Origin of the sequence: Bacillus sp. FSL W8-0183 (assembly GCF_038006825.1) — a bacterium.
Taxonomy (GTDB): Bacteria; Bacillota; Bacilli; order Bacillales; family Bacillaceae; genus Bacillus; species Bacillus altitudinis.
On sequence record NZ_JBBOVY010000001.1, the window covers coordinates 60,723 to 80,556 of the forward strand.

Genomic DNA, 19,834 nt, shown 5'->3' on the forward strand with positions numbered 1-19,834 from the left:
ATGTCAATCCTTGTTTAAGCTTGTCCAATTGTGAAACATAACGAAAAAGTTCTACACGTTTGCGCCTCCTCATAGGATAAGTTGTCGATAAGTCTTTCTTCCCTTCCTTCCAAAAATCTCCCATAATAGGTTTACAATCGAGCATTTTTGTACAGTGGGTGGAAGGGTTGACAGGTTTTGAGATACTCTATATAATCTCTCCGAGGAGAAGGAGGCGTTTTTCATCGTACAAAAAATGAAAAATCTGTTTTCTGTCAAGCTAGGAAAAGGCAAGGTTTTATTTCTAGTCGCTTGCTTGCTTTTAGCTGGAACTGGGACGGCTTACGGTGCGCATGAGCTCACTAAGCAGTCTATTACCATTTCAATCAATGGCAAAGAGAAGACAATTCGTACACATGAAGAGACAGTAGCACAGCTGCTTTCAGACCTTGGAATAAGGACCAGGGCGGAGGATCAAATCTCTCCAAGTCTAAATACAAAGATTCAAGACAACATGAACATTGTGTATGATGCGGCTATACCGGTTCATCTCACCCTAGATGGGAAAGAGAAAACGATATGGACAACAGATCAGACGGTTGGAGCATTATTGAAGAATGAGAAGATAGATATTGGGAAGCACGATCAAGTAACTCCAGGAAAGAATGACAAGATTAAAAAGAATATGGATCTTGTGGTTCAGCAGGCCTTCCAGGTCAGCTTAAACGATGGAGGAAAGGATAAGAAAGTGTGGACCACTTCGACTACGGTCGCTGACTTTTTAAAGCAACAAGAGCTGAAGCTCAAGAAGCACGATAAGATCAAACCTGCGTTACATAGTCACCTTTCTAAAAAAAGCGCAGATGTGAAGATCACTCGGGTGGAAAAAGTCACCGATGTAGTGGAAGAGAAAATTGCTTTTGATACCAAACATAAAAAGGATCGATCTCTTGAAAAAGGAAAAGAGAAGGTGCTTGAAAAAGGTGAAGAAGGTAAATTAAAGAAGCACTATGCCATTGTGAAAGAAAACGGCAAAGTGGTATCTAAAGAATTAATTAAAGAGGTTACTGCAAAAGACAGTAAGGATCGTTTAGTGGCCGTTGGTACACAAGTGTCCAAGAAAGAACCTAAAGCGTCCCCTGCGGTTTCAAGAAGTAATGAATCGTCAGGAAAAGAGTTCTATGTGACGTCCACAGCCTATACAGCGGGCTGTGCTGGATGTACGGGTAGAACGTCTACAGGCTTTAATTTAAAAGCAAATCCGGGTGCAAAGGTCATAGCAGTAGATCCGAGTGTCATTCCGCTGGGCTCTAAAGTGTATGTGGAAGGCTATGGGTATGCCGTTGCATCAGACACTGGATCTGCTATAAAAGGGAATAAAATTGATGTGTTCGTCCCAAGTAAGTCGGCAGCTTATCAATGGGGAAATAAACGAGTGAAAATTAGAGTGCTCAAATAAACACATCAAATCATTTATATGAACAGAGGGCTTTGCGCACCCTCTGTTTTTTTGGTTATAATAGAAGCACTGTTTTCTAATTAATTAGACGCAAAAACAGCATGGAAGGTTTCATTTTTTGACAAAAAAATGTAGATTGTTTTTGCAAGCGGAGGAATACATGAAAATCAAAGAAATCATTGTGGTGGAGGGGCGTGACGACACTGCTAGAGTAAAAATGGCAGTTGATGCAGATACGATTGAAACGAATGGATCTGCCATTGGCGATACAGTCATTCAACAAGTGCGTCTTGCTCAGGAGACGAGGGGGGTTATCATTTTAACTGATCCTGATTTCCCTGGGGAAAAGATCCGTAAAACCATCGCAGAGGCTGTCCCTGGCTGTAAGCACGCCTTTTTACCAAAACACCTTGCGAAAGCGAAGCGGGACAAAGGAATTGGTGTCGAGCATGCTTCCTTGGATAGTATTCGAGAATGCCTTGCACATGTCCATGAGGAAATGGAAGAATCAGAAAGCGAGATTACGTTAGACGATTTATTTGACGCAGGCCTTATCGGAGGCGAAGCATCAAAACGCCGCCGCGAACGATTAGGTGTGCTTTTAAATATAGGATATACAAATGCGAAGCAGCTGCAAAAGCGTCTTCACATGTTCCAAATAACGAAAGAGGATTTTATTGCGGCCTTAAAGACCGTCATGCAGGAGGAAGCCGATGAATAAAGATATTGCGACGCCCATCAGAACGAAGGAAATACTGAAGAAGTACGGTTTCTCTTTTAAAAAGAGCTTAGGGCAAAACTTTTTAATTGATACGAATATTTTAGATCGCATTGTCGATCATGCAGAGATAACGGATGAGACCGGTGTGATTGAAATTGGCCCTGGTATCGGTGCGTTGACTGAACAGCTCGCCAAACGGGCAAAGAAAGTCACGGCTTTTGAAATCGACCAGCGCCTATTGCCGATTTTAAACGATACGCTTTCTCCATATGATAATGTGACCATTATTCATCAAGACGTATTAAAAGCAGATGTAAGAAAGGTGATTGAAGAACAATTTGCTGACTGTAAAGAAGTAATGGTCGTAGCAAACCTTCCTTATTATGTGACGACACCAATTATTATGAAATTGCTTGAAGAAAACCTTCCATTGAAAGGAATCGTTGTCATGCTGCAAAAAGAAGTAGCAGATCGCATGGCCGCTGCTCCTTCATCAAAAGAATACAACTCTTTGTCGATTGCAGTGCAATTTTATACAGAAGCGAAGACGGTCATGGTTGTGCCGAAAACGGTTTTCGTCCCACAACCAAATGTGGATTCAGCGGTGATCAAACTAACTGTTCGTGAAACACCTGCGGTCTCAGTAGACAATGATACGTTTTTCTTTCAACTGATTCGTGCGAGTTTTGGCCAGCGCCGGAAGACATTGATGAATAACTTGATGAACAATCTGCCAGATGGTAAGAAACATAAAGCCATCATTGAAGAAGCCCTTGTAACAGCTGAGGTTGATGGGAAACGCCGCGGTGAATCATTGTCAATCGATGAATTTGCCCGTTTGTCCAATGTTTTACACAAAGCCCTTTCATAAGGGCTTTTTTCTTTTGGTTTTCACCACTTCACCTGTTCAGGCATAGGCTAGAAAGAACAACACACCTGAAAGAAGAACAAGTGTAGCGTAAGACGATACCAACAGGATAAGAGCCTGATTGTGGAGTGAAAAGCATGCAATTTCAAATAGGAGATATGGTGACGAGGGCATCCTATCAGATGGATATTATGTTTCGTATCATTCGAATTGATGAGACAGACCAGCACGAAGCCACCGCCATTTTGCATGGGAATGAAGTGAGGCTGATCGCCGATGCGAAGATGTCAGATTTGGTCTTGATTCAAAAAGAGGAGCAGCTGACAAGAGAGAAGGACGATGAACGGAAAATTAACGAATCGCTCGACTTACTCAGGCAAGATTATCAGCTGCTTCGTGAAAAACAAGAGTATTATACGTCTGGACAATATCAGCATCAGGAGCAGTATTTTCATATGCCCGGAAAGGTTCTGCATTTAGATGGAGATGCTTCATACTTAAAGAAATGCTTAGATGTATATGAAAGAATCGGTGTACCTGTGTATGGTGTGCATTGCCACGAGAAGAAAATGCCAAGCATGATTGATTCATTAATTGATCAATACCGGCCTGATATTTTGGTCATCACAGGACATGATGCGTATTCTAAACAAAAGGGCGGTGTACACGATATCGGTGCATATCGTCATTCTCGTCATTTCGTTGAAACGGTTCAAAAGGCAAGAAGGAAGGTTCCGCATTTAGATCAGCTCGTGATCTTTGCAGGTGCCTGCCAATCTCATTTTGAATCATTAATTCAAGCAGGTGCTAATTTTGCAAGCTCACCCTCACGTGTCAACATTCATGCACTTGACCCCGTCTATATTGTTGCCAAGATCAGCTTCACTCCATTTGTAGATCGAATCAACGTGTGGGATGTGCTCCGAAATACGCTGACGAGAGAAAAAGGTCTCGGAGGGATTGAAACAAGGGGTGTTTTAAGGGTAGGTATGCCATATAAAAGAGACCATGAATCGACATAACCCGACTGATTTCAGTCTGGTTTTTTTTATGCTCAAAAAGAAATTTCATATGAATACATAATTCACCGGAATTTGAGAAAAATAGGGAGGAGAAAAGGTAGAAGTTTGTCAAAAATATTTTGTTGACAATGGCTCGTGTTGGTTGATATAATTTAATTTTTATTTGACAAAAATGGGCCGTTGTTGTATAATTATCTCAGTGAGGTGGATGCAATGGCGAAGACTTTGTCCGACATCAAAAGATCGCTTGATGGTAACTTAGGTAAACGTTTGACGTTAAAGGCTAACGGAGGCCGCCGAAAAACAATTGAGCGTTCGGGCATTTTAGCTGAAACGTACCCTTCTGTTTTTGTGATTCAATTAGATCAAGATGAGAATTCGTTTGAAAGAGTTTCTTACAGTTATGCAGATATACTGACTGAGACGGTCGAATTAACGTTCGATGATACCGCTAGCTCAGTCGCCTATTAATGGGCAGTGAACTTTTTGTTTACTGCTTTTTGTTTTGCCTTTTTTCTGTATGGGAGGCTGTCCATTATTTGAAAGGGGTAAAAGGCAGGAATCGATGCAAAATAAGAAAGCCACAAATGAGTGGCGATGATTCGAATTCTCGACCAAAGGGGCTGTTTCGTTTGGGTAGACGCCGAGGCATTATGTCAGATGAGTTCAAATACGAGCTGGCGAAGGATCTTGGATTTTATGATACCGTCAAAAATGGAGGCTGGGGAGAGATTCGTGCGCGTGACGCAGGAAATATGGTCAAACGTGCCATTGAATTAGCTCAACAGCACATGGCTCAAGAAGAGAATCAACGATAAAGAAATGATCAGGGATACCTCGGGTGTCTCTGGTCTTTTTTGCTTGAAAAAGTGAGTGTGCTGGGGGCAAAAGCCAATATTCATCAGATCCATCAAATGTGATACAATATTGATACTTATGTTTAGATGGAGAAGTAGGTGAAATGTTTGCGTATTTTAGAAAAAGCACCGGCAAAAATTAATCTCTCACTTGATGTTCATGGAAAAAGACCGGATGGATATCACGAAGTGGAGATGGTGATGACAACAATAGATCTTGCAGATCGACTAGAGCTGACGGAGCTGGACAAAGACGAAATCCGTGTATCATCTCATAATCGTTTTGTGCCAGATGATCAACGGAATTTGGCTTATCAGGCAGCTAAATTATTAAAAACAAGATTCGGTATTCAAAAAGGCGTATCGATTGTCATCACAAAAGCAATTCCCGTCGCAGCAGGTTTAGCTGGAGGCAGCAGTGATGCCGCAGCAGCGCTTCGCGGCTTAAACCGTTTGTGGAAGTTAAATCTCACGTTAGATGAACTAGCTGAGCTTGGAGCGGAGATCGGCTCAGATGTCTCTTTTTGTGTACACGGAGGGACAGCGCTAGCGACAGGACGTGGAGAGAAACTAAAGCATATTGCGACACCGCCGCATTGCTGGGTGATTTTAGCGAAGCCGGTGATTGGGGTATCTACAGCTGAGGTCTACAGACAATATGACGCAAGCAAAGTAGAACACCCAAATGTACAGCGTATGATTGAAGCAATTGAAGCGAAAGATTATAAAGAGATGTGCGGCTCACTCGGTAACGTGTTGGAATCTGTGACATTAAAGATGTATCCAGAAGTCGATATGATTAAGAGACAGATGAAGCGTTTCGGAGCAGATGCTGTATTAATGAGCGGCAGCGGGCCAACTGTATTTGGCTTGATTCAATATGAATCGAAGGTACAAAGAATATATAACGGACTGAGAGGATTTTGTGATCAGGTTTACGCTGTCCGCATGATCGGCGAACAAAATACCCTTGATTAAATCCGTATATTAAGTTATATTATTCATAAATTATTCGGGTTCTGGGGGTAAGTTCATGAAGTTTCGTCGAAGCGGCAGATTGGTGGACTTAACAAATTATTTGTTAACCCACCCGCACGTACTAGTACCTTTAACTTTTTTTGCAGAGCGATATCAATCTGCGAAGTCCTCTATTAGTGAAGACTTAACGATTATCAAACAGACCTTCGAACAGCAGGGAATAGGGACTTTACTTACTGTACCTGGCGCTGCTGGCGGAGTGAAATATATTCCAAAGATTCATCTAAAAGAAGCAGACGAAGTCGTCAACGATATCGGAGAGGCATTATCAACTCCTGAACGTGTGCTTCCTGGCGGTTATTTATATTTAACTGATGTTTTAGGCAATCCATCGATTCTTGCGAAAATCGGTAAGCTTTTTGCGACCATTTTTTCGGATCGACCGATTGATGTTGTCATGACTGTTGCGACGAAAGGTATTCCGATTGCCTATTCTGTTGCAGGTTATTTAAATGTGCCTGTTGTGATCGTTAGAAAAGATAATAAGGTAACTGAAGGATCAACTGTGAGTATTAATTATGCATCAGGTTCTTCTAACCGAATTCAAACCATGTCACTTGCAAAGCGGAGCTTAGATAAAGGATCCAATGTGTTGATTATTGATGACTTTATGAAAGCAGGCGGAACCATTAATGGCATGATGAATCTTCTAGAGGAATTTAATGCAAATGTTGCAGGGATCGGTGTTTTATTAGAAGATGAAGGCGTAGATGAACGTCTTGTCGATGAATATGTATCACTTTTAAAGCTTTCAACCATTGATATGAAGCAGAAAATCATTGAGATTAATGAAGGCAATTTCCACGAGTTTTTTCATTCGAAAGCTTAAGCTTTGATCAAACATGTATTTGAATGGGAGAGATTGATATGACAAAAGTTGTTCAAACCAAAAACGCGCCAGCAGCCATTGGACCTTACTCTCAAGGGATTATCGTCAATAACATGTTTTACAGCTCAGGGCAGATTCCGTTAACGCCAGCTGGAGATTTTGTGAATGGAGATATTAAAGAACAAACACATCAAGTGTTTCATAATCTTAAAGCCGTCCTTGAAGCAGCGGGTGCTTCCTTTGAAACAGTCGTGAAAGCAACGGTTTTCATTAAAGATATGGAACAATTCGCTGAAGTGAATGAAGTGTACGGTGAATACTTCCATACACATAAGCCAGCTCGTTCATGTGTAGAAGTAGCCAGACTTCCAAAAGATGCACTTGTAGAAATTGAAGTTGTGGCATTAGTGAAATAAACAGGCCATCTCTTTGGAGACCGTTTGGTTTCATTATATGTATGAAAAGGCATCGTCATGATGTCTTTTTTCACGCAACCGATGTAAGCGTCGTCATTAAAATGACAAAAAATGTATAAATATCCCGATATTTCAAAAAAAGTTTAAAAAAAGAGCAGGAGAATCACCACAATCGTTGAATACCTAATTAATGCTTTTATATTGGGAAAAGGTGGTGAACTACTGTGGAAGTTACTGACGTAAGATTACGCCGCGTGAATACCGATGGTCGCATGAGGGCGATTGCATCCATCACGCTGGACCACGAATTTGTTGTTCATGATATTCGTGTGATTGATGGAAACAATGGCTTGTTTGTTGCAATGCCTAGCAAACGTACGCCTGATGGAGAGTTTCGCGACATTGCACATCCAATTAATTCAAGCACTCGGGGTAAAATCCAAGATGCTGTTTTAAATGAGTATCATCGCTTAGGCGAAGAGGAAGAGACAATTGAATATGAAGAAGCTGGAGCTTCTTAAAGATATGTGAACCTAAAAAGACAGCTTTAAGAGAAAATGAATGTTTTCTTTTAAATGCTGTCTTTTTTGCGTTTTTTCTCTTGTTCCTTATGTCTCCCGTTCATTAGAAAATTAATGCACTTCCTCTTGTATCCTTGAAATCAGTCCTTATTTAGGATATATTTTTCTATGGATAATAGGGATATTGGAGGCCAATCAATGGATAAGCGGTTCGCAGTGATTTTAGCAGCGGGAAAAGGAACAAGAATGAAGTCAAAGTTATACAAAGTACTTCATCCAGTTTGCGGAAAGCCAATGGTCGAGCATGTGGCAGATCAAGCGTTAAAGCTATCTTTAGCCAAGCTTGTGACGATTGTCGGTCATGGAGCAGAGGACGTCAAGAAGCAGCTTGGGGACAGAAGTGAATATGCACTTCAAGAAGAACAGCTGGGAACAGCACATGCCGTCAAACAAGCTAAATCGTTCCTCGCGCAGGAAAAGGGAACAACCATTGTCATTTGTGGAGATACACCATTATTGACAGCGGAAACAATGGAAGCCATGTTAAGCGAGCATCAAAAACAACAAGCGAAAGTGACGATTTTGACAGCACACGCGGATGATCCAACAGGTTATGGACGTATTATTCGTGATGAAACAGGTGCTGTAGTAAAAATCGTCGAGCATAAAGATGCAAATGATGCTGAACGTCAAGTGAATGAAATTAATACTGGAACCTATTGCTTTTCAAATGAAGATCTCTTCCGTGTGATTGAGCAAGTGTCAAATGAAAATGCACAAGGTGAATACTATTTGCCGGATGTCATTGAAATTCTAAAGAATGAAGGACAGACGGTTGCAGCGTATCAAACACCGCATTTTGAAGAAACACTTGGAGTCAATGATCGTATCGCTCTATCACAAGCAGAGCAATTCATGAAGCGACGTATTAATCATCAGCATATGAAGAATGGTGTAACCTTGATTGATCCTGAGAACACGTATATCTCGCCAGATGCAGTCATCGGTGAAGATACAATGATTTATCCTGGGACGGTCATCAAAGGGAATGTAAAGATTGGTGCAGATGCCACAATCGGTCCGAACACTGAAATTGTTGATAGCGTAATTGGAGATCGGACAGTCATTAAGCAGTCTGTTGTCTGCGATAGTGAAGTTGGGGTAGATGTGACAATTGGACCGTTTGCTCATATTCGCCCGTTGTCGAAAATTGGCGATGAAGTGAAGATCGGAAATTTTGTCGAAATCAAGAAAACAGTTTTCGGTGACCGAAGCAAAGCGTCTCATCTCAGCTATATTGGAGATGCAGAGGTCGGAGCGGATGTAAACCTTGGTTGTGGATCTATTACAGTTAATTATGATGGGAAGAACAAATTCTTAACGAAGATTGAAGATGGCGCATTTATTGGCTGTAATTCAAATCTCGTTGCACCAGTCACTGTCGGAAAAGGGGCATATGTTGCAGCCGGTTCAACGGTTACAGAAGATGTACCGCAGGATGCATTGTCTATTGCTAGAGCAAGACAAGTCAATAAAGAAGATTATGTGAAAAATATTCATAAAAAATAATCCAAATACCCGGAGGTTTACCATGTCTAATCGTTATGCTGATGCGAATTTAAAGATATTCTCTTTGAATTCAAACCCTGAACTTGCCAAAGAAATTGCCGATCGTATCGGAGTTGATGTAGGAAAGAGCTCTGTTAAACGTTTTAGTGACGGTGAAGTCCAAATCAATATTGAAGAAAGTATCCGTGGCTGTGATTGTTATGTTATTCAATCTACTAGTGCGCCAGTCAATGAGCACATTATGGAGCTACTCATTATGGTAGATGCACTAAAACGCGCTTCTGCGAAAACGGTCAATATTGTCATCCCTTATTACGGATATGCACGTCAAGATCGTAAGGCGAAACCTCGTGAGCCAATCACGGCGAAGCTTTTTGCGAACTTACTTGAAACAGCAGGTGCTACACGTGTCATTGCACTTGACCTTCATGCGCCGCAAATCCAAGGTTTCTTTGATATTCCAATCGATAACTTAATGGCTGTGCCAATCTTAACAAACTATTTTGAACAGAAAAATTTGAATGATATCGTTGTTGTGTCTCCTGACCACGGTGGTGTTACGCGTGCGCGCAAAATGGCGGACCGCCTGAAAGCACCAATCGCAATTATCGACAAACGTCGTCCGAAGCCGAACGTGGCTGAAGTGATGAACATCATTGGGAACATTGAAGGCAAAACGGCGATTCTCATCGATGATATCATTGATACAGCTGGTACGATTACACTTGCTGCAAATGCACTTGTGGAAAATGGAGCGGCTGAAGTCTATGCTTGTTGTACTCACCCAGTATTGTCTGGACCAGCAGTAGAACGTATTACAAACTCTAAAATTAAAGAATTAGTTGTGACAAACAGTATTCACTTAACAGATGACAAGAAAGTTGGAAAATTCATTCCGCTTTCAGTTGGGCCTTTGCTTGCAGAAGCCATCATCCGTGTACATGAAGAAGAATCTGTGAGCTACCTTTTCAGCTAATTTTCTGATTGAAAAAGGCCCTAGGCATCAGCTTGGGGTCTTTTTGCTGTGATAAATGAAAGGCAAACATGTTTAAAATGATTCAGTTATGGGTATTTATGAAAGTAGTGACAAAAAAGAAATAGGATGGTGCTGAATATGGCAACTTTAAAAGCAAATAAAAGAACTGATTTCAAACGTTCCACACTGCAAAAAATCCGTCATTCAGGACACGTTCCTGGTGTCATATACGGAAAAAATACAGACAACCTGGCTGTTTCATTAGACAGTATTGATTTATTAAAGACATTACGTGATGAAGGAAAAAACACAATCATCACATTAGACGTTGGCGGTGAAACAAAATCTGTGATGGTAACAGAATTGCAAACAGATCCGTTGAAAAATGAGCTTGTCCACGCTGATTTCCAAGTGGTCGACTTACAGCGAGAAATTGACGCAGATGTACCTGTACAACTCATTGGCGAATCCAAAGGTGTAAAGGATGGCGGTGTGCTTCAGCAGCCACTATTTGAGCTATCCATTACAGCGAAACCAAAGGATATCCCGCAAAATATTGAAGCTGATATTACAAACTTAGAAGTAAATGACGTACTAACAGTTGGTGATCTGTCTGTTCAGTCTACGTATCAAATTAATAATGATCCAGAAGAAGTTGTTGCTTCGATCTTACCGCCTCAGCAATCAGAGGTTCCAGAGCCAGATAGTGAAGAGGAAACGCAAGAGCCTGAGGCCATTAAAGAAAAAGATGACAGCGAAGAATAACTGGTCAATTAGAGACGTAACCCTCCCGCGGTTACGTCTTTTGTGCTAGAATGAAAAGAATTCATACGTTTTGCATGAGGCAATCACATTGGCTCATTTTTTAGGCGTGTGCATGTGCGACAAAGGAGGTTATTGGTTTCATGATTGCGTTCGTTGGATTGGGTAATCCAGGAAAAGAATATGAAAAAACAAGACATAACGTCGGGTTTATGACAATAGATGAACTATCAAAAAAATGGGACATCCCATTAAATCAATCAAAATTCCATGGACAATATGGAACTGGGTTTGTTTCGGGGCAAAAGGTTCTACTTGTGAAGCCTCTTACATATATGAACTTATCAGGGGAATGTGTGCGTCCGCTGATGGATTACTATGATATTCCCCTTGAACATTTGAAGGTCATCTATGATGATCTTGATTTGCCAACGGGCCGGATTCGTTTGCGTACTAAAGGAAGTGCAGGCGGACATAACGGAATCAAATCGTTGATTCAGCATTTAGGTTCACCAGAGTTTGACCGATTCCGTATCGGCATCGGCCGTCCACAAAACGGCATGAAGGTCGTCGATTACGTACTAGGACGCTTCTCAGAGGAAGAACAGCCTGATATCTCATCTGCTATTCAAGCATCTGTTGAAGCTTGTGAAGCGGCTTTAACAAAGCCATTTTTAGAAGTGATGAATGATTTTAACAAGAAGGTATAAGAATGATAAGCAAAGCACATACTGATCATAAAATCTCAGCATGGGAGGATCACGTATGGCTTTGCACTATTACTGCCGGCACTGTGGTGTAAAGGTTGGCAGTCTAGATGAATCCGCTGTCCAAAGTGAAGCACTTGGATTTCATCACTTAACAAATGAGGAAAGAAACGATATGATTTCTTATAGGGAAAATGGTGATTTACATGTACAAACCATTTGTGAGGATTGCCAAGAGGCGCTCGAAAGAAATCCTGATTACCATCAGTATCATACCTTTATTCAATAAAAAGCTTTGGTGTAGATAATAGACCAAAGCGTTTTTCTGTTTTAAACAAGCAGGGAGGAGGAGCCAAATGAAAAATATACAATCATTTATCAAACAAAGTGATGATTTTCAGTCCATTTTTAATGGGCTAAAGGAAGGTTTAAAAGAACAACTGCTCGCCGGACTATCAGGCTCCGTCAGATCTTTATTTACAGCCGCCATATCAGACGAATTAAAGCGGCCGATGTTTATTGTGACACACAACTTATATCAAGCGCAGAAGGTCACAGATGATCTAGCAAGTGTGATGCCAGATCGCTCGGTCCTTCTTTATCCTGTCAATGAACTCATTGCATCTGAAATTGCTGTGGCAAGCCCGGAGCTTAGAGCGCAGCGTCTTGATGTATTGAATCGTCTCGCGAATGGAGAAAATCCGATTGTCGTGACCCCAGCAGCTGCAGTGCGTAGAATGCTTCCTCCTGTTGAGCTCTGGAAGGAGAGTCAGATCCATTTAAAGGTTGGTGAAGAAATTGATTTGGAGGCGTTTTCAAAACAACTCGTGCAAATCGGTTATGACCGGACGTCCATGGTCGCTGCGCCCGGAGACTTTAGTGTGCGCGGAGGAATCATTGACATTTATGCGTTAACGGAAGACCACCCGATCCGTATTGAGCTGTTTGATACAGAAGTGGATTCTATTCGGTCCTTCCACTCTGACACGCAGCGTTCATTGGAAACACTTCAAGAAATCAAGATTGGCCCGGCGAAAGAGCTGATTGTAAGAGGGCCTGAACGAGTGAGAGCGATTGAACAGCTTGACGAAGGTCTTGCCAGTAGCTTAAAGAAATTCAACTCGGATAAACAAAAAGAACTGCTCCATCAGAATATTTCTGCTGATCGTGAGAAGCTGCTAGAAGGTATTGTGACACAAGAAATGACGAAGTATCTGTCCTATTTCTATGAAAAGCCTGCTAGTTTGCTAGATTATACATCGCAGGATACGATTATCATTCTAGATGAAATCAGCAGAATTCAGGAGATGGAAGAACAGCTTGAACAGGAAGAAGCAGATTGGACAATTAGTCTGCTGGAAGAAGGAAATATCCTGCATGATCTAGCCCTTTCCTTCCCATTTCAAGAGCTGTTCAATCAGCAATCGAGATCGATTCTGTACTATTCCTTATTTTTGAGACATGTTCAGCAGACCAATCCGCAAAATATCGTCAATGTATCTAGTAAGCAAATGCAGAATTTCCATGGGCAGATGAATGTGCTTGCAAGTGAAATTGAACGCTACAAAAAGCAGAATTATACGGTTGTCTTTTTAGGTGCGGATGAAGAGCGGACAGAGAAGCTGTCATCTGTCTTGCATGATTATGACATTGAAGCAGCTCTTGCTAAACCTGATGCTGAGCTTGTCAGCGGGCAAGTATATATTTTACAAGGTGAACTGCAAACCGGTTTTGAACTGCCTTTATCCAAAATTGCTGTCATTACAGAGGGTGAACTTTTCAAGAAACGTGTGAAGAAGCAGGCACGTAAGCAAAAGCTGACGAACGCAGAGCGAATCAAAAGCTATTCAGAGTTGCAAGTGGGCGATTACGTGGTGCACATTAACCACGGGATCGGTAAGTATTTAGGAATTGAAACGCTTGAAATTGGCGGCATTCATAAAGATTATTTAAATATTCATTATCAAGGAAGCGATAAGCTTTATGTCCCTGTTGAACAAATTGATCAGGTGCAGAAGTATGTTGGGTCAGAAGGAAAAGAACCAAAGCTATACAAACTAGGCGGTAGCGACTGGAAGCGTGTGAAGAAAAAAGTAGAATCATCTGTGCAGGACATTGCAGATGATCTAATTAAGCTGTACGCAGAACGTGAAGCAAGCAAAGGGTATGCCTTCTCGCCTGACCATGAGATGCAGCGCCAGTTTGAATCTGCATTCCCTTACCAAGAAACAGACGATCAAATTCGCTCGATTCATGAAATCAAGCAAGACATGGAGCGGGAGCGCCCGATGGATCGTCTGCTTTGTGGAGATGTGGGCTATGGAAAAACAGAGGTGGCGATTCGAGCGGCCTTCAAAGCCATTGCTGACGGGAAGCAGGTGGCACTGCTTGTACCAACAACGATCTTAGCGCAGCAGCATTTTGACACGATTATGGACAGATTCCAAGACTATCCTGTTAAAATCGCTCAGCTTAGCCGCTTCCGTACACGAAAAGAAACAACAGAAACCTTAAAAGGGCTGAAAAACGGAACGATTGATATGGTCATTGGGACGCACCGTCTTCTTTCAAAAGACATTGTGTACAAGGATTTAGGACTGTTAATTATCGATGAAGAGCAGCGCTTCGGTGTGACGCATAAAGAGAAAATTAAACAAATGAAAGCCAATATTGATGTGCTGACGTTAACGGCAACGCCAATTCCTCGTACTCTTCATATGTCGATGCTTGGCGTACGTGACTTATCTGTTATTGAAACGCCACCTGAGAACCGTTTCCCAGTTCAAACCTATGTTGTCGAGTACAATGGTGCGTTAGTTAGAGAAGCCATTGAGCGAGAACTGGCAAGAGGCGGTCAAGTGTACTTCCTTTATAACCGAGTGGAGGATATTGAACGAAAAGCAGATGAAATCTCGATGCTTGTTCCAGACGCAAAAGTAAGCTACGCACACGGGAAAATGAGTGAGAACGAGCTGGAATCCGTGATGATTAATTTCCTAGAAGGTGAATCGGATGTACTCGTCAGTACAACCATTATCGAAACGGGCGTAGACATACCAAATGTGAACACGCTCATTGTTCACGATGCTGATAAAATGGGACTTTCGCAGCTGTACCAGTTAAGAGGACGAGTTGGGCGCTCGAATCGTGTGGCCTATGCTTATTTCACTTATCGAAAAGATAAAGTGCTTTCTGAAGTAGCTGAGAAAAGACTTCAAGCTATTAAAGAATTCACCGAGCTTGGGTCAGGCTTTAAAATTGCGATGCGTGACTTAACGATTCGAGGAGCAGGGAACTTACTTGGTGCACAGCAACATGGATTTATTGATTCTGTTGGATTCGACCTTTACTCTCAAATGCTGAAAGAAGCCATTGAAGAAAGAAGAGGCGATACGACTGCTCAAGAAAAATTTGAGCCGGAAATTGATCTCCAAATTGATGCCTACATTCCAGATAGCTATATTTCTGATGGCAAACAAAAGATCGAGATGTATAAACAGTTTAGAGCGATTGGATCAATAGAAGAGCGGAAAGAGCTTCAAGATGAAATGATTGACCGATTCGGAGAATATCCGCAAGAAGTGGCTGATTTGTTCACGATTGCGACGATGAAGGTGTACGCTGTGCAGGAACGTGTCGAGTTGATCAAGATGGAGAAAGGCATTGTCAGACTCACTCTCGATGAAAAAGCAAGCAGCGACATCGATGGTCAAAAATTATTTGAGCTTGGCAGTCAATATGGACGTGATATCGGTCTTGGCATGGAAGGCAGCAAGCTGATTATTTCTGTCCAAACAAAAGGCAAGAAAACGGAGGAGTGGCTTGAAGTCGTTCTTCGTATGCTTCGAGGTCTTCAAGATGTGAAAAAAGAAACCATTCCATCTTCATAAAATTTTGTTGGTCTCTCGTGTATATTACGTTTGATGTGACAGATACTAATCTCAGGGTCAAGTGGTGAATGTTGCATAAAGTGGACGCTTTTGTTCCATTCACCCAACACATCATCAAACGAAAGAGAGGCAGCAGTGAATGAAAGCAACTGGAATTGTACGCCGCATCGATGATCTAGGTAGAGTGGTTATACCGAAGGAGATTCGCAGAACATTGCGCATCCGGGAAGGAGATCCACTTGAGATTTTTGTCGACCGCGATGGAGAAGTCATTTTGAAGAAGTATTCACCGATTAGTGAGCTAGGAGACTTTGCGAAGGAATATGCTGATGCTTTATTCGACAGTTTGGGTCATTCTATCCTCATCTGTGATCGTGATACGTATATTGCTGTATCCGGCAGTTCAAAAAAAGAGTACTTAAACAAATCCATTAGTGATTTACTTGAACGAACAATGGATCAGCGTAATTCTGTATTAGAGGACAGCAAGAAAGAAATTCAGCTTGTGGATGGTATTGATGATGATGTATCAGCTTATACCATTGCACCTATTGTTGCAAACGGAGATCCAATTGGCGCCGTCGTTTTATTTTCTAAAGAGCGTTCAATGGGAGAAGTGGAGCATAAAGCGGCAGAAACGGCAGCTGGCTTCTTAGCCCGTCAAATGGAACATTAGGTCTAATAATTCTATATCATCTTGATAAAAAGAAAGAATGCCGATGAAATCATCTGATTTTGTCGGCGTTTTTTATATGGGATGAAACAAAATAATGAATGTATCGTCTACTCCTTAGAAAGAAACGGCTTGCCAGTCACATATGATATAATGAGTGCGTTTAAATGCAGGTATATTTTTTGATTGAACATAAAGGAGTCACCCATGAAAAATGCTGTGAATCAGCCGCATTGGCTTTTCCAAGGTGCGGTGATTTTAACCATCGCAGGCTTGTTATCAAAGGTACTGAGTGCCGTATATCGTGTCCCTTTTCAAAATATCGTAGGAGACACAGGTTTTTATATTTATCAGCAGGTCTATCCCTTTCTTGGCATTGCGATCATGCTCGGCACCACTGGTTTTCCTGTGATGGTGTCCAAGCTCCTGAGCGAGCATGGTGCGGAGAATCGCCGAATCATTACAAAGGTATCCTTGGTGTATATCACTTTGCTGAGCTTGGTCTTATTTCTTTGTTTATATATAGGAGCAGGCACAATTGCGAATCTCATGGCAGACAGTCAATTAATGCTTCTCATCCAGATGAGTTCGTTTGTGTTTCTATTTCTGCCGCTTACCGTGATGCTGAGGGGTGTTTTTCAGAGTGATGGGCTGATGCTCCCCACTGCGGTCTCTCAATTGGCTGAGCAGCTCATCAGAGTAGGCGTCCTGCTTGTTTTATCTTTCTATTTTGTGAGACATGGCTATTCGCTTTATGAAACAGGAGCGGGTGCGGTGTTCTCTTCTATAGCTGGAAGTGCTGCTTCACTCCTTTTGCTTCTTTTCCTTTGGCTGACCTATCGGAAGCGGTTGTCAGCGAGCAAGACATTAAAACAGGCTACACTGCGGAAAAAAGATGTGCTGAAGAGTTTGGTGCTGTATACATTGACGATTTGTGTGAGTGGATTGCTGATCCTATGGATGCAAATGATCGATGCTTTTCACTTGTATGCGCTACTGCGCAGTGAGGGACTGAGTGAAGCAGCTGCAAAGGCGGCAAAAGGCGTATATGACCGAGGTCAGCCGTTCCTGCAGCTCGGGACGGTGTTTGCAATTAGTATCGGGACGTCTCTTGTTCCGTTTTTGTCGTCGGCCTTAAGAAAAGGGCAGCATGAAGCAATTCGTGAAAAAGTACGTACATCGTTTAAGGCAACATCGGTGCTGGGGATTGGTTCAGCTGTCGGGCTTATATGTATTTTATCGTCTGTAAACATTATGCTTTTTCGTAATGACTTAGGGACAGATACGCTGCAAATATTTTGCATATCCATTGCCTTTACATCAATGGCGATTACGCAAACCGCTTTACTTCAGGGTCTGGGACATACCGTGTACCCGGCTATTGTGGTCCTGATCAGTGTACTGGTGAAATGGGGGCTGACGCTGGCTCTTGTCCCGTTATTCGGCATTTATGGAGCCGCATGGTCGACTGTTTGTGGGTTTCTCGCCGCCGCTGCGCTCAATGCGGTGTATTTGAAGCATAAAGGGTGGATTTCAATAAGAGAGCTATTCCCAGTGAAAATTCTTTTATCAGCAGCATTCATGGCTGTCGTTTTAATTGGATATCAGGCATTGTTTTCTTGGGTCATTCCCTTTGAGAAACGTCCGTTTTCTGTTTTAGAGAGCCTGACTTCAGTTTTTATTGGTGGTTTCGCCTTTTTATATAGTATTCTTAAGCTAGACGTATTTACGGAAGAGGAATGGAGACTCATTCCATTAGGAGAAAAGATTTTATATTTTAAACAGATGAGAGGGAATTGAAATGGCAGGTAAGATTACAGTCGTTGGTCTTGGGGCAGGCGACATGGATCAGCTGACGCTCGGTGTATATAAGCAGCTGAAGCAGGCGAAAGAAGTATACATGAGAACGCAGGATCATCCACTCACCGCAGAATTGATGCAGGAAGTCCCGTCTCTGACCTTTTTTGATGAGATATATGAAAAGCATGATCAGTTTGATGCAGTGTATGAGGAAATCACAGACATTCTCTTCCGAGAGGCTGAGGAGAAAGATATTGTTTATGCAGTACCAGGTCACCCGTTTGTAGCGGAAAAGACAGTGCAGCTTCTTGTTTCACAACAGAAGGAGCGCGGGGTTGAGGTGTACGTGGCTGGTGGACAAAGCTTTTTGGATGCGACGTTTAATTCCTTACAGATTGACCCAATTGAAGGGCTGCAATTCGTTGACGCAGGGGATATGAGAGCGGATGATCTAAAGTTGACCCAGCATGTGCTGATCTGTCAAGTATATGATCAGATGACAGCCTCGAATGTGAAGCTGACCCTCATGGAAAAGCTACCTGACGATTATGAAGTCTTTATCGTAACGGCAGCTGGAAGCAGTCAGGAACAGATTACAGGTGTTCCTTTATTTGAACTTGATCGAGATGTGTCGATAAATAACTTAACGAGTGTTTATGTGCCTCCAATCCAAGATGAAAAGCTACTCTATCAACAATTTGACACTTTCCGTGAAGTCATTCGTACATTAAGAGGTCCTGGCGGTTGTCCTTGGGATCAAAAACAAACGAATGAGTCGCTCAAACCATATTTAATTGAAGAATGTTATGAGCTGCTGGAAGCCATAGATGAAGACGATCCAGATCATATGGTTGAAGAACTCGGAGATGTACTGCTTCAAGTTTTACTCCATGCTCAAATTGGTGAAGATGATGGTTACTTCTCAATGGATGACGTCATCCAGCATGTCACAGAAAAAATGATTCGACGACATCCGCATGTGTTTGGTGATACGGATGTGTCTGAAGCATCAGATGTCGTCGCCAACTGGGAAAAAATCAAGCAGCAGGAAAAACCGGAGCGTGCAGCATCTATTTTGCAATCCATTCCAACGACTCTTCCAGCTTTAACAAAAGCCTATAAGCTCCAAAAGAAAGCAGCGAAAGTGGGCTTCGATTGGACAGAAGTAGAGGATATTTGGAACAAATACGAAGAGGAAAAGCAGGAATTCCTTGTGGAAGTGGCAGAGAAAACGGATGAAGGTGCAACAAAGCAGATGAAGGATGAATTTGGGGATCTTTTATTTGTTCTCGTCAACATCGGCAGATTTTATCACCTAGAGCCTGAAACCGCCCTCTCTTCTGCAAACACAAAATTTATGCGGCGCTTTCAGCATATTGAACAAAAAGCAAAGGACATAGGGCGTTCACTAGAGGACTTGACCCTAGAAGAAATGGACGATCTGTGGAACGATGCCAAACGCATAGAAAGAGGTGAACATACATGAGACTAGATAAATTCTTAAAAGTGTCTCGTTTAATCAAAAGAAGAACATTGGCAAAAGAAGTAGCCGATCAAGGGAGAATTTCCATTAATGGCACTCAGGCGAAAGCCAGCTCTGACGTGAAAGAAGGAGACGAGCTTCAAATCCGCTTCGGCCAAAAGCTTGTGACCGTTCAAGTCAACGAGTTAAAAGACACAACGAAAAAAGAAGAAGCTGCTGGCATGTATACCGTGCTAAAAGAAGAGAAAACAGCAGAGTAGGGCT

20 protein-coding genes are annotated in these 19,834 nt (G+C 42.1%); all 20 read left to right on the plus strand.

The window, feature by feature from the left end; translation table 11 throughout:
- Positions 1-235 precede the first annotated feature (235 nt).
- The 20 genes from NSQ64_RS00320 to NSQ64_RS00415 all read left to right on the plus strand — a co-directional run bounded on the left by NSQ64_RS00320 (position 236) and on the right by NSQ64_RS00415 (position 19,830).
- A complete protein-coding gene (locus NSQ64_RS00320; RefSeq protein WP_144668539.1) occupies positions 236-1,438 on the plus strand; it encodes a G5 and 3D domain-containing protein in 1,203 nt (400 codons plus the stop codon).
- A gap of 160 nt (positions 1,439-1,598) precedes the next feature.
- Positions 1,599-2,159, plus strand: coding sequence for a ribonuclease M5 (rnmV, locus tag NSQ64_RS00325; protein ID WP_008341876.1), 561 nt, complete (start codon positions 1,599-1,601; stop codon positions 2,157-2,159).
- Positions 2,152-3,030 (plus strand): 16S rRNA (adenine(1518)-N(6)/adenine(1519)-N(6))-dimethyltransferase RsmA, encoded by an 879-nt coding sequence (gene rsmA, locus NSQ64_RS00330; protein WP_024719357.1) that lies wholly within the window; start codon positions 2,152-2,154, stop codon positions 3,028-3,030. The genes rnmV and rsmA overlap by 8 nt, the downstream gene beginning before the upstream one ends.
- A 134-nt stretch (positions 3,031-3,164) precedes the next feature.
- Complete coding sequence (gene yabG / locus NSQ64_RS00335; protein ID WP_007496216.1) at positions 3,165-4,049, plus strand: sporulation peptidase YabG; 885 nt, start codon at positions 3,165-3,167, stop codon at positions 4,047-4,049.
- Between the two features lie 213 nt (positions 4,050-4,262).
- The gene (gene veg, locus NSQ64_RS00340) at positions 4,263-4,520 is read left to right on the plus strand and encodes a biofilm formation stimulator Veg (RefSeq protein ID WP_003217979.1); all 258 of its coding nucleotides are present in this window, start codon (positions 4,263-4,265) and stop codon (positions 4,518-4,520) included.
- A gap of 161 nt (positions 4,521-4,681) precedes the next feature.
- Positions 4,682-4,867 carry a small, acid-soluble spore protein, alpha/beta type gene (locus NSQ64_RS00345; RefSeq protein WP_017366434.1) on the plus strand — a complete coding sequence of 62 codons (186 nt, stop codon included), beginning with the start codon at positions 4,682-4,684 and terminating at the stop codon, positions 4,865-4,867.
- Between the two features lie 147 nt (positions 4,868-5,014).
- A complete protein-coding gene (gene ispE / locus NSQ64_RS00350) occupies positions 5,015-5,884 on the plus strand; it encodes a 4-(cytidine 5'-diphospho)-2-C-methyl-D-erythritol kinase (RefSeq protein WP_017359321.1) in 870 nt (289 codons plus the stop codon).
- 55 nt (positions 5,885-5,939) lie between these two features.
- On the plus strand, positions 5,940-6,773 hold the full coding sequence (gene purR, locus NSQ64_RS00355) for a pur operon repressor (RefSeq protein WP_007496210.1): 834 nt from the start codon (positions 5,940-5,942) through the stop codon (positions 6,771-6,773).
- Positions 6,774-6,811: 38 nt separating this feature from the next.
- On the plus strand, positions 6,812-7,189 hold the full coding sequence (ridA, locus tag NSQ64_RS00360) for a 2-iminobutanoate/2-iminopropanoate deaminase (RefSeq protein WP_008341860.1): 378 nt from the start codon (positions 6,812-6,814) through the stop codon (positions 7,187-7,189).
- Between the two features lie 224 nt (positions 7,190-7,413).
- The gene (gene spoVG / locus NSQ64_RS00365) at positions 7,414-7,710 is read left to right on the plus strand and encodes a septation regulator SpoVG (protein ID WP_008357439.1); all 297 of its coding nucleotides are present in this window, start codon (positions 7,414-7,416) and stop codon (positions 7,708-7,710) included.
- 198 nt (positions 7,711-7,908) lie between these two features.
- On the plus strand, positions 7,909-9,279 hold the full coding sequence (gene glmU / locus NSQ64_RS00370; protein WP_045035090.1) for a bifunctional UDP-N-acetylglucosamine diphosphorylase/glucosamine-1-phosphate N-acetyltransferase GlmU: 1,371 nt from the start codon (positions 7,909-7,911) through the stop codon (positions 9,277-9,279).
- A 22-nt stretch (positions 9,280-9,301) separates the two neighbouring features.
- Positions 9,302-10,255, plus strand: a complete 954-nt coding sequence (locus NSQ64_RS00375; protein WP_003217907.1) for a ribose-phosphate diphosphokinase — start codon at positions 9,302-9,304, stop codon at positions 10,253-10,255.
- Positions 10,256-10,393: 138 nt separating this feature from the next.
- Positions 10,394-11,020, plus strand: coding sequence for a 50S ribosomal protein L25/general stress protein Ctc (locus NSQ64_RS00380; protein WP_008341853.1), 627 nt, complete (start codon positions 10,394-10,396; stop codon positions 11,018-11,020).
- 140 nt (positions 11,021-11,160) lie between these two features.
- Positions 11,161-11,727, plus strand: coding sequence for an aminoacyl-tRNA hydrolase (gene pth / locus NSQ64_RS00385; protein ID WP_007496201.1), 567 nt, complete (start codon positions 11,161-11,163; stop codon positions 11,725-11,727).
- Positions 11,728-11,782: 55 nt separating this feature from the next.
- Positions 11,783-12,013 carry an anti-sigma-F factor Fin family protein gene (locus NSQ64_RS00390; protein WP_003217967.1) on the plus strand — a complete coding sequence of 77 codons (231 nt, stop codon included), beginning with the start codon at positions 11,783-11,785 and terminating at the stop codon, positions 12,011-12,013.
- Positions 12,014-12,080: 67 nt separating this feature from the next.
- Positions 12,081-15,614, plus strand: coding sequence for a transcription-repair coupling factor (gene mfd / locus NSQ64_RS00395; protein WP_019743557.1), 3,534 nt, complete (start codon positions 12,081-12,083; stop codon positions 15,612-15,614).
- 139 nt (positions 15,615-15,753) lie between these two features.
- On the plus strand, positions 15,754-16,290 hold the full coding sequence (gene spoVT, locus NSQ64_RS00400) for a stage V sporulation protein T (RefSeq protein ID WP_007496196.1): 537 nt from the start codon (positions 15,754-15,756) through the stop codon (positions 16,288-16,290).
- Positions 16,291-16,494: 204 nt separating this feature from the next.
- Positions 16,495-18,087, plus strand: a complete 1,593-nt coding sequence (locus tag NSQ64_RS00405; RefSeq protein ID WP_341014536.1) for a putative polysaccharide biosynthesis protein — start codon at positions 16,495-16,497, stop codon at positions 18,085-18,087.
- Between the two features lies 1 nt (position 18,088).
- Positions 18,089-19,573: a nucleoside triphosphate pyrophosphohydrolase gene (mazG, locus tag NSQ64_RS00410; RefSeq protein ID WP_058337196.1), complete on the plus strand. Its 1,485-nt coding sequence runs from the start codon at positions 18,089-18,091 to the stop codon at positions 19,571-19,573.
- A complete protein-coding gene (locus NSQ64_RS00415; protein ID WP_008341839.1) occupies positions 19,570-19,830 on the plus strand; it encodes an RNA-binding S4 domain-containing protein in 261 nt (86 codons plus the stop codon). The genes mazG and NSQ64_RS00415 overlap by 4 nt, the downstream gene beginning before the upstream one ends.
- The last annotated feature ends 4 nt before the right edge of the window (positions 19,831-19,834 follow it).

Excerpts from the sequence above, each read along its gene's own strand:
- NSQ64_RS00320 (WP_144668539.1), top strand. The coding sequence starts at position 236 with ATGAAAAATCTGTTTTCTGTCAAGCTAGGAAAAGGCAAGGTTTTATTT.
- rnmV (WP_008341876.1), top strand. The coding sequence starts at position 1,599 with ATGAAAATCAAAGAAATCATTGTGGTGGAGGGGCGTGACGACACTGCT.
- rsmA (WP_024719357.1), top strand. The coding sequence starts at position 2,152 with ATGAATAAAGATATTGCGACGCCCATCAGAACGAAGGAAATACTGAAG.
- yabG (WP_007496216.1), top strand. The coding sequence starts at position 3,165 with ATGCAATTTCAAATAGGAGATATGGTGACGAGGGCATCCTATCAGATG.
- veg (WP_003217979.1), top strand. The coding sequence starts at position 4,263 with ATGGCGAAGACTTTGTCCGACATCAAAAGATCGCTTGATGGTAACTTA.
- purR (WP_007496210.1), top strand. The coding sequence starts at position 5,940 with ATGAAGTTTCGTCGAAGCGGCAGATTGGTGGACTTAACAAATTATTTG.
- ridA (WP_008341860.1), top strand. The coding sequence starts at position 6,812 with ATGACAAAAGTTGTTCAAACCAAAAACGCGCCAGCAGCCATTGGACCT.
- glmU (WP_045035090.1), top strand. The coding sequence starts at position 7,909 with ATGGATAAGCGGTTCGCAGTGATTTTAGCAGCGGGAAAAGGAACAAGA.
- NSQ64_RS00375 (WP_003217907.1), top strand. The coding sequence starts at position 9,302 with ATGTCTAATCGTTATGCTGATGCGAATTTAAAGATATTCTCTTTGAAT.
- NSQ64_RS00380 (WP_008341853.1), top strand. The coding sequence starts at position 10,394 with ATGGCAACTTTAAAAGCAAATAAAAGAACTGATTTCAAACGTTCCACA.
- pth (WP_007496201.1), top strand. The coding sequence starts at position 11,161 with ATGATTGCGTTCGTTGGATTGGGTAATCCAGGAAAAGAATATGAAAAA.
- NSQ64_RS00390 (WP_003217967.1), top strand. The coding sequence starts at position 11,783 with ATGGCTTTGCACTATTACTGCCGGCACTGTGGTGTAAAGGTTGGCAGT.
- mfd (WP_019743557.1), top strand. The coding sequence starts at position 12,081 with ATGAAAAATATACAATCATTTATCAAACAAAGTGATGATTTTCAGTCC.
- spoVT (WP_007496196.1), top strand. The coding sequence starts at position 15,754 with ATGAAAGCAACTGGAATTGTACGCCGCATCGATGATCTAGGTAGAGTG.
- NSQ64_RS00405 (WP_341014536.1), top strand. The coding sequence starts at position 16,495 with ATGAAAAATGCTGTGAATCAGCCGCATTGGCTTTTCCAAGGTGCGGTG.
- mazG (WP_058337196.1), top strand. The coding sequence starts at position 18,089 with ATGGCAGGTAAGATTACAGTCGTTGGTCTTGGGGCAGGCGACATGGAT.
- NSQ64_RS00415 (WP_008341839.1), top strand. The coding sequence starts at position 19,570 with ATGAGACTAGATAAATTCTTAAAAGTGTCTCGTTTAATCAAAAGAAGA.